Origin of the sequence: Streptomyces yokosukanensis, from assembly GCF_001514035.1 — a bacterium.
In the GTDB taxonomy this organism is placed as follows: domain Bacteria; phylum Actinomycetota; class Actinomycetes; order Streptomycetales; family Streptomycetaceae; genus Streptomyces; species Streptomyces yokosukanensis.
Genome location: NZ_KQ948207.1, coordinates 345,860 through 361,295 on the forward strand (window position 1 = coordinate 345,860; position 15,436 = coordinate 361,295).

The following is a 15,436-nucleotide window of genomic DNA, read 5'->3' on the forward strand; positions in this document are numbered from 1 at the left end:
GCACAGGAGTGGCGACACCCGATGACCAACGACGAAAAGCTGCTCTCCTACCTCAAGCGGGTCTCCGCCGACCTGGCCCAGACCCGTCAGCGGCTGCACGAGGTGGAGACCCAGGACCGGGAACCCATCGCCATCGTCGCAATGAGCTGCCGCTTCCCCGGCGGTGTGACCACCCCGGAGGAGTTCTGGCGGCTCGTCCACGAGGGCACCGACGCCATCGGTGACTTCCCGGACGACCGGGGCTGGGACGTCGACGCGCTCTACGACCCCGACCCGGACGCCACCGGCAAGACCTATGTCAAGCGCGGTGGCTTCCTGGACGACGCGGCGGGATTCGAGCCGGACTTCTTCGGCATCAGCCCCCGCGAGGCGGTCGCGATGGACCCCCAGCAGCGGCTGCTGCTGGAGGTGTCGTGGGAGGCCCTGGAGCGGGCCCGCATCGCCCCCGACGCGGCGCACGGCGGCCGGATCGGGGTGTTCGCGGGCACCAACGGCCAGGACTACAAGGACCTGTTGGCGAAGCTGCCGGACGACAGCGAGGCCGCGCTCGGCACCGGTGTGCTGGCCGCCGTCATCTCCGGCCGCATCTCCTACACCCTGGGACTCGAGGGCCCGGCCGTCACCATCGACACCGCCTGCTCCTCGGCGCTCGTCGCGGTGCACCTCGCCGTCCAGGCCCTGCGCAACAAGGAGTGCACCCTCGCCCTCGCGGGCGGCGCGACCGTGATGTCCACGCCGGGCAACTTCATCGCCTTCTCCCGCCAGCGCGGCCTCGCCGTCGACGGCCGCAGCAAGTCCTTCGCGGACGCCGCCGACGGCACCAGCTGGAGCGAGGGCGCCGGCATGCTGGTGCTGGAGCGGCTCAGCGACGCCCGCCGCAACGGGCACGAGGTGCTGGCCGTCGTGCGCGGCTCCGCCGTCAACCAGGACGGCGCCTCCAACGGCCTGACCGCGCCCAACGGCCCGTCCCAGCAGCGGGTCATCCGGGCCGCGCTCACCGGCGCACAGCTCGGCCCGGCGGACGTCGACCTGCTGGAGGCGCACGGCACCGGCACCACCCTCGGCGACCCGATCGAGGCCCAGGCCCTGCTCGCCACCTACGGCCAGGACCGGCCCGCGGACACCCCGCTGTGGCTCGGCTCGGTCAAGTCCAACATCGGACACTCCCAGGCCGCGGCCGGCGTCGCCGGCATCATCAAGGCCGTCATGGCGATACGGCACCGGGTCCTGCCCCGGTCGCTGCACGCCGAGCAGCCGTCGAGCAAGGTCGACTGGGACCAGGGCCAGGTCCGGCTGCTGACCGAGAACCGGCCCTGGACCGACCCCGGCCGCCCGCGCCGGGCCGCCGTCTCCTCCTTCGGCGCCAGCGGCACCAACGCGCACACCATCCTGGAGGAGGCGCCCGCCGAGGAGACGCCCGAGGCCGAGCCCCGTACGGCACCGCCGCTCGTACCGTGGGTGCTCTCCGGCCGCACCGAGCGCGCCCTGCGCGAGCAGGCCGCCCGCCTGACGGCCGCCGCCGGCGAGCCGGACCCGGTGGACGTGGCCTACTCCCTGGCCGCCACCCGCACCGCCCACCAGTACCGCGCCGTGGTCCTCGGCACCGATCGCGACGCCCTCATGGCGGCGACGCATCGGCTCGCCGAGGGCGGCCAGGGCGCCGCCTCCGGCCGCGTCCGCAAGGGGCAGACCGCCTTCCTGTTCACCGGGCAGGGCTCGCAGCGCGCCGGCATGGGCCGCGAACTGTACGCACACTTCCCGGTGTTCGCCCGTGCCGTCGACGAGATCTGCGCGCTGTTCGACGACGACCTGCGCGACCTGATGTTCGGCGACGACCCCGAGCCGCTGAACCGCACCGCCCGCACCCAGAGCGCGCTGTTCGCCTTCGAGGTCGCGCTGTACCGGCTGGTCGAGTCCTGGGGCATGACGCCCGACTACCTGGCCGGACACTCCATCGGCGAGATCGCCGCCGCCCATGTCGCGGGCGTCCTGGACCTGAACGACGCGACCACGCTGGTGGCCGCGCGCGGCCGGCTCATGCAGGCGCTGCCCGAGGGCGGTGCCATGATCGCCGTACGCGCCACCGAGGACGAGGTCCGCCCGCTGCTCACCGAGCGGGTCGGCATCGCCGCAGTCAACGGCCCCGCCTCCGTGGTGGTCTCGGGCGACGCCGACGAGGCCGAGGCGTTGGCCGCCCGGTTCGAGAAGAGCCGGCGGCTGAAGGTCTCGCACGCCTTCCACTCGCCGCTGATGGAGCCGATGCTGGCCGAATTCCGGTCGGTCGTCGCCTCCCTGGCCTTCCAGCGGGCCACGATCCCGGTCGTCTCCAACGTCACCGGCGCCCTCGCCACCCAGGACCTCGCCACCCCCGAGTACTGGGTGCGCCACGTCCGCGAGGCGGTCCGGTTCCACGACGGGATACGCGCCCTCGCCGCCGAGGGCGTCACCCGCTTCCTCGAACTCGGCCCCGACGCGGTGCTCACCGCCATGGCCCGCGAATGCCTGGCCGCCGACGGCACGGACACCCAGGCCGTGCTCGTCGGCGCCACGCGCCGCGAGCGCGACGAGGCCGAGACCCTGCTCACCGCCGTCGCCCAGATGTACACCGGCGGCGCGACGGTGGACTGGACCGCGCTGTTCACCGGCGCCCGCACGGTCGACCTGCCCACCACCGCCTTCCAGCGCGACCGGTTCTGGCCCGAGACGGCCACCACCGTCGGCGACGTCGGCTCCGCCGGACTGGACTCCGCCGACCACCCGCTGCTCGGCGCGGCCACCGTGCTCGCCGACTCCGACGGCGCCGTGCTCACCGGCCGGCTGTCGGTGCGCACCCACGCCTGGCTCGCCGACCACGTCGTCGGCGGCTCGGTCGTCGTCCCCGGCACCGCCATGGTCGAACTCGCCGTGCGCGCCGGCGACCAGGTCGGCTGCGGCCGCCTGGAGGAACTCGCCCTGGAAATACCGCTGGTGCTGCCCCCGGACGACGGTGTGCGGGTCCAGGTCGCCGTCGGCGCACCGGACGCCTCCGGCGCCCGTACGGTGCAGGTGTTCGCCCGCGCCGAGAGCCTGCCCGCCGACGAGCCGTGGACCCTGCACGCCTCCGGCCTCCTCGCCACCGGCACCGACACCCCGGGCGCCCGCCTGGACGTCTGGCCTCCCGAGGACGCCGAGCCCCTCGACACCACGGGCCTGTACGAGCGGCACGCCGCCGCGGGCCTCGAGTACGGCCCCGTCTTCCAGGCTCTGACGGCCGCCTGGCGGCGCGGCGAGGAGGTGTTCGCCGAGGTACGGCTGCCCGAGCGGCCCGCCGCCGACGCGCCCCGCTTCGGCCTGCACCCGGCCGCCTTCGACGCGGCCCTGCACTCCCTGGCCCTGCTCGGCGACGGATCCGCCGACGACACCGCCCGGCTGCCCTTCATGTTCGCAGGCGTCACCCTGCACGCCGTCGGCGCCTCCGTGCTGCGCGCCCGGCTGGTGCCCACCGGGCCGGACGCCTTCGCCGTCGACCTGGCCGACGCCACCGGCGCCCCCGTCGCGACCGTCGCCTCGCTGGCCTCCCGCCCGCTCACCAATCTGCGCGCCGCCCGCGACACGACCGCCGACGCCCTGTTCGCCCTCGACTGGCAGCCGCTGCCGCTGGACACCGACGCCCCCGACACCGACCACCGGGTGCTGCACAGCACACCGGGCACGGACGCGGCCGCCGTACGGGAAGCGCTGCACGGCGCGCTCACGGCCCTCCAGGACGACGACCCCCGGCCGCTGGCCGTGGTCACCCACGGCGCGGTGAGCGTGGCGGGCGAGGACGTGCCCGACCTCGCCGGTGCCGCCGTATGGGGTCTGGTGCGGTCCGCGCAGTCGGAGAACCCGGACCGGTTCGTGCTCCTCGACCTCGAACCGGGCACGGATGCCGCCTCCGTCCTGCCCGCCGTCCTCGCCTTCGGTGAACCGCAGGTCGCGATGCGCTCCGGCACGGCCCGCGCCGCTCGACTGGTGCGCGCCGAAGTCCCCGCCGAGGCACGGGAGCTCACCCTCGACCCCGCGGGCACGGTGCTCCTGACCGGCGCCACCGGCGGCCTCGGCCCGGTGCTCGCCCGGCACCTGGTCACCACGCACGGCGCCCGTCACCTCGCGCTGCTCAGCCGGTCGGGCGAATCCGGCGACCTGATCGCCGAACTCGCCGGCCTCGGCGCCACCGCGACCGCCCACGCCTGCGACGTCGCCGACCGGGATGCCCTCGCCGCCGTGCTGGCCGGCATCCCGGCCGAGCACCCGGTCACCGCGGTCGTGCACGCCGCCGGTGTCCTTGACGACGGCGTGGTCGCCTCGCTCACCCCGGAGCGGATCGACACGGTCCTCGCACCGAAGGCGCTCGGCGCCCTGCATCTGCACGAACTCACCGACGGACTCTCGGCGTTCGTACTGTTCTCGTCCGTCGCCGGCACCGTCGGCGCCCCGGGCCAGGGCAACTACGCCGCCGCCAACGCCCTCCTGGACGCCCTCGCCGCCCACCGCCACGCCCACAGCGCACCCGCGCTCTCGCTGGCCTGGGGGCCGTGGGCCCCGTCCGGCGGTATGACCAGCTCCCTGGAGGAGGCCGACCGCGCCCGCATGGCACGCGGCGGGATGAGCGCCCTGTCGGCCGAGGAGGGCACGGCCCTGTTCGACCTGGCGGTGCGCACCGGCCGTCCCGCCCTCGCACCGGTGCGGCTCGGCCTGCCCGCGCTGCGCGCCCAGGGCAGCGGCCTCGCGCCCGTCTTCCGCGCGCTCGCGGGCCGCCCGATGCGCCGGGAGGCCGCCGCCGAGGGCGCCGACACCACCTTCGGCGAGCGGATGGCCGCCCTCGGCGACGAGGAGCGCGCCGAGGCGCTGCTGCACACCGTCCGCACCCATGTCGCCGCCGTGCTCGGGCACGCCGCCCCCGACAGCGTGGAGACCGACCGGGCCTTCAAGGACCTCGGCTTCGACTCGCTCGCCGCGATCGAGCTGCGCAACTCCCTCTCCGCCGAGCTGGACCAGCGGCTCAGCGCCACCCTCGTCTTCGACCACCCGTCGCCCGAGGCGCTCGCCGCCCACCTCGGCACCCTCGTCGGCGGCGCCCGCGCCGGAACCCGCCGGGACCGTCGTACCGTGCGGGCCCGCGCCGACGAGCCGCTGGCCATCGTGGGTCTGGCGTGCCGCTACCCGGGCGACGTCCGCAGCCCCGAGGACCTGTGGCGGCTGGTCGCCGACGGCACCGACGCCATCTCCCCCTTCCCCGCCAACCGGGGCTGGGACGTGGACCGCATCGTCGACGCCGGCCGGCAGCGACCCGACACCTCCTACGTCGGCGAGGGCGGATTCCTGCACGACGCGGGCGAGTTCGACGCCCCCTTCTTCGGCATCAGCCCCAAGGAAGCCCTCGTCATGGACCCCCAGCAGCGGCTGCTGCTGGAGGCGTCCTGGGAGGCGCTGGAGGGCGCGGGCATCGACCCGCACACCCTCAAGGGCAGCCGCACCGGCGTGTTCGCCGGTGTCCAGTACCACGACTACTTCGGCAGCTTCGGCTCCGGCAGCATCATCTCCGGCCGCATCGCCTACACCCTGGGTCTGGAGGGCCCTTCGCTCTCCGTCGACACGGCCTGTTCCTCCTCGCTGGTGGCGCTGCACCTCGCCGCCCAGTCCCTGCGCCAGGGCGAGTCCAGCCTCGCGCTGGTCGGCGGCGTCGCCGTGATGGCCACCCCGGAGACGTTCATCGAGTTCAGCCGGCAGGGCGCGCTCGCCCCCGACGCCCGCACCCGCGCCTTCGCCGACGCGGCGGGCGGCACCGTGTGGGGCGAGGGCGTCGGTGTGATGGTGGTGGAGCGGCTCTCCGACGCCCGCCGCAACGGGCACGAGGTGCTGGCCGTCGTCCGTGGCACCGCCGTCAACCAGGACGGCGCCTCCAACGGCCTCACCGCCCCCAACGGCCCCTCCCAGGAACGCGTCATCCTCGAAGCCCTGGACAACGCCCGCCTCACCACCGCCGACGTGGACGTCGTGGAGGCCCACGGCACCGGTACGACGCTCGGCGACCCGATCGAGGCACAGGCGCTGCTGGCCACCTACGGCCAAGAGCGCGAAGAGCCGCTGTGGCTGGGCTCGATCAAGTCCAACATCGGGCACACGCAGGCCGCCGCCGGTGTCGCCGGCGTCATCAAGATGGTGATGGCGATGCGGCACGGTGTCCTGCCGCAGACCCTGCACGTGGACCAGCCGTCCACGAAGGTCGACTGGGACGCCGGACAGGTGCGGCTGCTGACCGAGCAGCGGGACTGGCCGCAGCAGGGCCGGCCGCGCCGGGCCGGTGTGTCCTCCTTCGGCATCAGCGGCACCAACGCCCATGTCATCCTCGAGCAGGCCCCGCCCGTCCCCGCCGAGCCCGACCGCGGCGGACCCGCGGGCCTCGCCGTCCCGTGGCTGCTCAGCGCCAAGACGCCCGCCGCACTCGCCGGCCAGGCCGCAGCCCTCCTCGGCCACCTCGACACCCACCCCGAGCTGGACCCGTCCGACATCGGCTGGACGCTGGCCACCACCCGCGCCCGCTTCACGCACCGGGCCGCGATCAGCGGGGCCGACACGGCCGAACTGCGCGGCGCCCTGGCGGCGCTGGCCGACGGCACCACCGCCCGCACCCTCGCCGAGGGCGCCGCGGCCGGCCGCGCCCGGCCCGTGTTCGTCTTCCCCGGCCAGGGCTCCCAGTGGTCCGGCATGTCCACCCGACTCCTCGACGAGTCCCCGGTGTTCGCCGCCCGCATGGCCGAGTGCGCCGCAGCCCTCGCGCCGTACACCGACTGGGACTTCCACACCGAGCTGCGCGGCGACCTCGACCGTGTCGACGTCGTCCAGCCGCTGCTGTGGGCCGTCATGGTGTCCCTGGCACACACCTGGAGCGCCTACGGCGTCACCCCGGCCGCCGTCATCGGCCACTCCCAGGGTGAGATCGCCGCCGCCTGCGCGGTCGGCGCGCTGTCCCTCCAGGACGGCGCCCGTGTCGTCGCCCTGCGCTCACAGGCCATCGCCGAGCTGCTGTCCGGCTCCGGCGGCATGATGTCCGTCGCCGAGGGCGCCGACGCGGTCCGCGACCGGCTCACCGCCTGGGACGGCCGACTCTCCGTCGCCGCCGTCAACGGCGCCGCCTCCACGGTGGTCTCCGGCGACCCCGACGCCCTCGACGAACTCCTCGGCCGACTGCGGGAGGAGAAGGTCCGCGCCAAGCGGCTGCCCGTGGACTACGCCTCCCACAGCGCCCACGTCGAGACCCTCCGCGAGCGCCTGGCGCAGGTCCTCGACGGCATCGAGCCGCGCGCCACCCAGGTGCCGTTCTACTCGACCGTCACCGGCGGCCCGATCGACACCACGGAACTCGACGCCGGCTACTGGTACACCAACCTGCGCGGAACCGTGCTGTTCGAGCAGGCGGTACGCGCCGTCATCGCGGACGGGCACCAGCTGTTCATCGAGTCCAGCCCGCACCCGGTGCTGACCGTCGGCATCCAGGAGACCGACGACTCCGTGGCCGCCGTGGGCTCCCTGCGCCGCGACGAGGGCGGCCGCGACCGGCTGCTGACCGCCCTCGGCGAGGCGTTCACCCACGGCGCGGGCGCCGACTGGGCCGCCGTCGCCGAAGGCCGCGGACCGCGCCGCGTTCCGCTGCCCGGCTACGCCTTCCAGCGCGAGTGGTACTGGCTCGACTCCACCGCGACGGGCGCCGACGTCACCTCCGCCGGCCTCGCCCCCACCGACCACGCCCTGCTCGGCGCCGCGATGGTCCGGGCCGACAGCGAGGGCGCCGTCCTCACCGGACGCCTCTCGCCCGGCATCCAGCCCTGGCTGGAGGACCACCGCGTCGGCGGGCGGCTCCTCTTCCCCGGCACCGGACACCTCGAACTCGCGCTGCGCGCCGGCGACCAGGTCGGCTGCGGCGACGTCGCCGAACTCACCCTGCACGCACCGCTGGTCCTGCCCGACCACGGCGCCGTCCAGCTCCAGGTCGTCGTCGGCGCGCCCGAAGGAGAGACCCGCCCGGTCACCATCTGGTCGCGTCCGGAGAGCCCCGACGAGGAACTGCCCTGGACCCGGCACGCCGACGGCCTGCTCGCCCCGACCGGCACCCTCCCGGTCACCACCGACCCGCTCACCGCGTGGCCCCCGCAGGGCGCCGAAGTCGTCGGCCTGGACGGCCTGTACGACGAACTCGCCGCGCTCGGTCTCGGCTACGGCCCCCTGTTCCAGGGACTGCGCGCCGCCTGGCGCACCGAGGACGGCCTGTACGCGGAGGTCGCCACCGATGCCTCACCCGACGGTTTCGGACTGCACCCGGCCCTGTCGGACGCCGCCCTGCACACCGTCGGCCTGACCGACGCGGCGGGCGAGGAGGCCCTGCTGCCGTTCGCCTGGTCCGGGGTGCGGCTGCACGCCACCGGCGCGACCGCCCTGCGCGTCCGCGTCCGGCCCACCGGCGAGGGCACCGTACGCCTCACCCTCGCCGACCCCTCGGGCGCGCCCGTCGCCACGGTCGACTCGCTGACGCTGCGGCCCCTGAAGACCGAAGCGCTCCAGGCCGCGGCCCGCTCGGCCCGTGCGGGCGCGCTGTACCGGGTCGAGTGGGTACCGGCCCCGTCGACGGCGGCGGACCCGTCGGCCGACGCGGCACCGTACGTGGTGCGCGTCCCGGCCGGGGTGGACGCCGCCGAGACCCGGGCGGCCGTCGACACGGTCCTGGACGAGCTGCGCGCCCGGCTCGCCGACGACGACCGCACTCTCGTCGTCAGCACCGGCGCCGACCCGGCGGGGGCCGCCGTCGGCGGCCTGGTCCGCTCGGCCCAGTCGGAGAACCCCGGCCGGATCGTGCTGATCGAGACCGAACAGGAGCCGGCCGCCGAACGCCTCACCGAGGCGGTCGCCACCGGCGAACCGCACCTGGCCTTCCGCGACGGCACCTGGTACGTGCCGCGGCTGGCCCGCGTCGTCGCCGACGAGCCCGACGCGGCCCCCGGCACCGGCGATCTGGGCACCGGCACCGTCCTGCTCACCGGCGCCACCGGCGCCCTCGGCACGATCCTCGCCCGGCATCTGGTCGCCGAGCGGGACGTCCGCCACCTGCTGCTGCTCAGCCGCAGCGGCAACACCGACGGCCTCGTCGCCGAACTCACCGAGCTGGGCGCCGAGGTGACGAGCGTCGCCTGTGATGTCGCCGACCGCGCGGCGCTCGCCGCGGTACTGGACGCCGTACCGGCCGACCGGCCGCTGACCGCCGTGATCCACGCGGCCGGCGTCCTCGCCGACGGGGTGCTCACCTCCCTGACCCCGGAACGGATCGACGCGGTGTTCCGGCCGAAGGTCGACGCCGCCTGGAACCTGCACGAACTCACCGCGGACCTCGGCCTGTCGGCGTTCGTGCTGTTCTCCTCGTCCGCCGCCACGCTCGGCTCGCCCGGCCAGGCGAACTACGCCGCCGCCAACGCCTACCTCGACGCGCTCGCCGTACACCGCCGGACCCTCGAACTGCCCGCGCACTCCCTGGCCTGGGGCCTGTGGGCGCAGGCCGGCGGCATGACCGGCACCCTCGACGAGACGGACCTCACGCGCATCTCCCGCGGCGGCGTCGCCCCCCTGGCGACCGAGGAGGGCGTCGCCCTCTTCGACGCCGCCGTGCACGGCACCGACCCGGCCGTACTGCCGGTGAAGCTGGACATGGCCTCGCTGCGCGCCCAGGGCGAGGGCCTGGCCCCGCTGTTCCGCGGCCTCGTGCCCGTGCGCCGCGCCGGTGCGGCGGGCGGGCAGGCAGCGGCCGGCGGTGCCGACGCCCTGCGCGAGCGGCTCGCCGGGCTGCTGGAGGCGGAGCGCGAGGCGTTCCTCACCGAACTCGTGCAGGACCACGTCGCGACCATCCTCGGCTACCGCTCCGCCCAGGACGTCGGCCGCACCCTGGCCTTCAAGGAACTCGGCTTCGACTCGCTGGCGGCCGTGGAACTGCGCAACCGGCTCACCGCGGCGACCGGCCTCCGGCTGCCCGCGACCCTCGTGTTCGACCACCCCACGCCCGCGGGACTCGCCGGCCACCTGCTCGGTGAACTGACCGGCACCCTCGCCCCGGCGCCCGCCCGCACCGTGCCCCACGGCGCCGCCGCGGACGAACCGATCGCCGTCATCGGCATGGCCTGCCGCTTCCCCGGCGACATCGGCTCGCCCGAGGACCTGTGGCGGCTGGTGGCCGAAGGCCGCGACGCCGTCGGCGAGTTCCCGACCGACCGCGGCTGGGACGTCGAGAACCTCTACGACCCGACCCTGGACCGGCCCGGCACCAGCTACACCCGGCACGGTGCCTTCCTGTACGACGCCGCCGACTTCGACCCGGCGTTCTTCGCCATGGACGGCGAGGAGGCGGAGGTCACCGATCCCCAGCAGCGGCTGCTGCTGGAGACCTCCTGGGAGGCGCTGGAGCGGGCCTCCATCGACCCCGCCGACCTGCGCGGCTCCGACACCGGCGTGTTCGCCGGGGTCATGTACCACGACTACTTCGGCAGCTTCGGCTCCGGCAGCGTGGTCTCCGGCCGCGTCGCCTACACCCTGGGTCTGGAGGGACCGACGCTGTCCGTCGACACGGCCTGCTCCTCGTCGCTGGTGGCGCTGCACCTGGCGGCCCAGTCGCTGCGGCAGGGCGACTGCTCGCTGGCGCTGGCCGGGGGAGTGACCGTCATGGCCACCCCGGGCACGTTCGTGGAGTTCAGCCGGCACCGGGGCCTGTCCCGGGACGGCCGCTGCAAGCCCTTCGCGGACGCGGCCGACGGCACCGGCTTCGGCGAGGGCGCCGGCGTCCTGCTGCTGGAGCGGCTCTCCGACGCCCGCCGGGCCGGCCGCCGGATCCTCGCCGTGCTGCGCGGCACCGCCGTCAACCAGGACGGTGCCTCCAACGGCATCAGCGCCCCCAGCGGCCCCGCCCAGCAGCGAGTCATCCGCCGCGCCCTCCAGGCGGCCGGCGTCGAGGCGGCCGAGGTCGACGTGGTCGAGGCGCACGGCACCGGCACCACCCTCGGCGACCCCATCGAGGCCCAGGCGCTGATCGCCACCTACGGCGCCGAGCACACCGAGGACAGCCCGCTGTGGCTCGGCTCGGTCAAGTCCAACCTGGGCCACACCCAGGCCGCCGCCGGTGTCGCCGGTGTCATCAAGATGGTCGAGGCCATCCGCCACGCGACCCTGCCGGCCAGCCTCGGGGTCGACCGGCCCTCCCGGCACGTGGAGTGGGAGGGCGCGGGCGTCCGGCTGCTCACCGAGAACCGTGACTGGCCGGACCCGGGCCGCCCGCGCCGCGCCGGTATCTCCTCCTTCGGCATCTCCGGCACCAACGCCCATGTGATCGTCGAGGCGGCACCCGCCGAGGAACCCGCCGAGGCGCCCGCCGCCCCGGCGACCGACACCGTGCCGTGGCTGCTGTCGGGGCACACCCCGGACGCCCTGCGCGCCCAGGCGGCCCGACTGCTGGAGCACCTGTCCGCCTCCGCAGACGCCACCATGGACGCCGATCCGCACCGCCTCGCCGGCGCGCTGGCCCACGCCCGCACCCGGCTCGGCCACCGGGCCGCCGTCCTCGGCCGCACCCGGGACGAACTGACCGCAGGCGTAAGGGCGTTGGCGCAGGGCGGCAGCCCGCAGGCCGGAGTCCTCGGCACCGCCACCGACGGCCGACTCGCCTTCCTCTTCTCCGGCCAGGGCTCGCAGCTGCCCGGCATGGGCACCCGCCTCGCGGCCGCGTTCCCCGCCTTCGCCGACGCCTTCGAGGAGGTCCGGGCCCACCTCGACCCGCTGCTGGACCGGCCGCTCGCCGAGGTCCTGGACTCCGCCGAGCTGCTGGAGCGCACCGAGTACACCCAGCCCGCGCTGTTCGCCGTCGAAGTGGCCCTGTACCGGCTGCTGGAGTCCTTCGGCGTCCGGCCCGACCTGCTCGCCGGGCACTCCGTCGGAGAGTTCGCCGCGGCCCATGTCGCGGGCGTGCTCGACCTCAAGGACGCCTGCACCCTCGTCGCCGCCCGGGGCCGCCTGATGCAGGCCCTGCCCGAGGGCGGCGCGATGATCGCCGTACAGGCCACCGAGGACGAGGTCGCGCCGCTGCTGGGCGACGGAGTGGGGATCGCCGCCGTCAACGGGCCCCGGTCCGTGGTCGTCTCCGGCCCCGCCGGACCGGCCCGCGCCCTGGCCGCCCGCTTCGAGCGCACCAAGGAACTGGCCGTCAGCCATGCCTTCCACTCGGCCCTGATGGAGCCGATGCTGGAGGAGTTCCGCGAGGTCGCCGCGTCCCTGTCGTACGGCACGCTGCGCATCCCGCTGGTGTCCACCCTCACCGGCGCCCCGGCCGCCCCCGACGAGCTGTCCACGCCCGCGTACTGGGTGCGGCACGCCCGCGAGGCCGTCCGCTTCGCCGACGCCGTCACCGCCCTGCACGAGGCCGGGGTACGGCACTTCGCCGAGGTCGGCCCCGGCAGCGCGCTGACCGCCGCGGCCGGCGAGAGCCTGTCCGACGAGACGCCCGTGGTGCCGCTGCTGCGCAAGGACCGCGAGGAGACCGAGGCCTTCGTCACCGGGCTCGCCGCACTGCATGTGCGCGGCGCCGCCGTGGACTGGGCGGGGCTGCTGCCCCACCGCGACGGCGCGGAGCTGCCCACCTACGCCTTCCAGCGCAGCCGCCACTGGATGACCGGCGACCTCGGCCTGCCGCGCCGGGCCGCCGACCACCCGCTGCTCGGCACCGCCGTCGAACTCGCCGGCGCCGACGGCACCCTGTACACCGGTCGTCTCTCCCTCGCCGACCACCCGTGGCTGGCCGACCACAGCGTCGGCGGAGTGCCGCTGCTGCCCGGCACCGCCTTCGTCGAGATGGCCCTCGCGGCCGGCGCCCGCGTCGACTGCGCCGTCGTGGAGGACCTGACCGTCACCGAACCGCTGGTCCTGCCCGAGGACGGCGCCGTCCGCCTGCAGTGCACGGTCGGCGAGCCCGACGCAGCCGGCGCCCGCGCCTTCCGCGTGTACGCCGCCACCGCCGACGGCGACCCGTGGACCACCCACGCCACCGGCCTGCTGCGGCCCGCCGAGGAGCGTCCCGCGCACGACCTCGCGGCCTGGCCGCCGCCCGGCGCCGAACCGGTCGACCTGGACGGCGTCTACGACCGGCTGGCCGAGCTGGGAGCCGAGTACGGGCCCCGCTTCCAGGGGCTGCGCGCGGCCTGGCGACGCGGTGACGAGGCGTACGCCGAGGTCGCCGTCCCGACCGACGGCGCCGCGTTCGGTCTGCACCCGGCGCTGCTCGACTCCGCCCTGCACACCATCGGGCTGCGCACCGGAGCCGAGGAACGCATGACGCTGCCCTTCGCCTGGAACGGCGTCGAGCTGTACACCCGGGGCGCGAGCGCCCTGCGGGTGCGGATCGCCCCGGCCGGCACCGGCGCGGTGCGCATCGAGACCGCCGACGAGACCGGCCGGCCGGTGGCGCGCGTGGCGTCGCTGTCGCTGCGCGAGGTGGACCCGCAGCGGATCGCCGCGGCCGCCGCGGGCGGACACGACGACCTGTTCGCCCTCGACTGGATGCCGCTCTCCGCGCCTGCGGCCCCGCAGGCCGGCCGGTGGACCGTACTCGGCGCCGGCCATGAGGAGTGGGCCGGTGCCCTGGCCGGAGAGGTCGCGGAGGTCGCCGTCGCCGCCGACCTCGCCGAGGCCGCCGAGCAGGCCCCCGAGACCCTGGTGGTCGTGCACACCGGGGGCGACGGACCGGACGCGATCCGGGCCGGCGTCCGCGATCTGCTCGGCGCGGTGCAGGACTGGCTGGCCGACGCCCGGTTCGCCGACAGCACCCTGGTGGTGGCCACGCGCGGCGCCACCGGCCCCGCACCGGAGGACGTCACCGACCCCGGAGCCGCCGCCGCGTGGGGCCTGATCCGCTCCGCCCAGTCCGAGCACCCCGACCGGCTCGTCCTCGCCGACCTGGACGACACGGACGCCTCCCGGCGCCTGCTGCCCTCCGCCGTGGCCTCCGGTGAACCCCAATTCGCCCTGCGCGAGGGAATGCTGAGCGTCCCCCGGCTGACGCGGGCGCCGCGCCTGGCCGAGGCCGCCCCGGCCGACTGGTCCGGCGGCGTCCTCGTCACCGGCGGCACCGGCGCCCTCGGCCGGCTTCTCGCCCGGCACCTCGTCACCGTGCACGGCGCCGACCGGCTGGTGCTGCTCAGCCGCAGCGGACCCGAGGGACCCGGCGCGGCCGAACTGGACGAGGAACTGACCGCGCTCGGCGCACAGGTGACGATCGTCGCCTGCGACGCCGCCGACCGCACCGCCCTCGCCCGGGTCCTGGACGAGCACCCGGTCTCCGCCGTCGTGCACACCGCGGGCGTCCTCGCCGACGCCGTCCTGACCTCGCTCACGCCCGAGCGGCTGGACACGGTGCTGCGGCCCAAGCTGGACGCTGCCTGGAACCTGCACGAACTGACCAGGCAGCGCCCGCTGACCACGTTCGTGCTGTTCTCCTCCGCGGCCGGCCTGCTCGGCAGCCCCGGTCAGTCGGGCTACGCGGCGGGCAACACGTTCCTCGACGCCCTGGCCGCCCACCGCCGCGCCCTCGGCCTGCCCGCGCTCTCGCTCGCCTGGGGCGCCTGGGCGGGCAGCGGCGGCATGGCCGACCGGCTCGGCGACACCGACACCCGCCGTATGGCCTCCGGCGGGGTGCTCGCCCTCGACGCGGAGGCGGGGCTCGCCCTGTTCGACACCGGCGTGGGCCGCGCCGAACCGGTCCTGCTGCCGGCCCGCCTCGATCTCGCCCCGCGCGAGGCCGACCGCGTCGCCCCGCTGCTGCGCTCCCTGGTGCGGACACCGCGCCGCACCGGGCCCGGAGCGTCGGCCGGCGCGTCGGCACTGCGCCGCGAACTCGCCGCACTCGCACCCGAGGCACAGAGCGCACGGCTGCTGCGGCTGGTCGGGGACGAGGCGCGCGCGGTGCTGGGCGTCGAGGAGATCGAGCACGAACTGCCCTTCAAGGACCTCGGCTTCGACTCCCTGACCGCCGTCGAGTTCCGCAACCGGCTCAACGAGGCAACGGGGCTCCGGCTCACTGCCACGCTCGTCTTCGACCACCCCACCCCGGCCGCGCTCACCGAGCACCTCGCCGCCGAGCTGGCCCCGCGCACCGGCGACGGCCCGCGCGACGAGGAGGACTCCGTGCGGACGGCGCTCGCCGCCATCCCGGTGGGCCGGCTCCGCGAGGCGGGCCTGCTCGACAGCCTGCTCGAACTCGCCGGACTGCGGCCGGTGCCGGAGCCGGCGGCAGCCGGTGAACCCAGCCGCGCGCCGATCGCCGCGATGGACGCCGAGAGCCTGATCAGCATGGCGCTCGACGATCTCGTCGAGGACGACGACGCCCTGTGACGACGCC

At 75.8% G+C, this 15,436-nt stretch carries 1 protein-coding gene; it reads left to right on the forward strand.

Going from position 1 to position 15,436, the window contains the following annotated elements; all coding sequences use genetic code 11:
* Nucleotides 1–21 precede the first annotated feature (21 nt).
* Nucleotides 22–15,429 carry a type I polyketide synthase gene (locus AQI95_RS04825; RefSeq protein ID WP_067117837.1) on the forward strand — a complete coding sequence of 5,136 codons (15,408 nt, stop codon included), beginning with the start codon at nucleotides 22–24 and terminating at the stop codon, nucleotides 15,427–15,429.
* Nucleotides 15,430–15,436 lie beyond the last annotated feature (7 nt).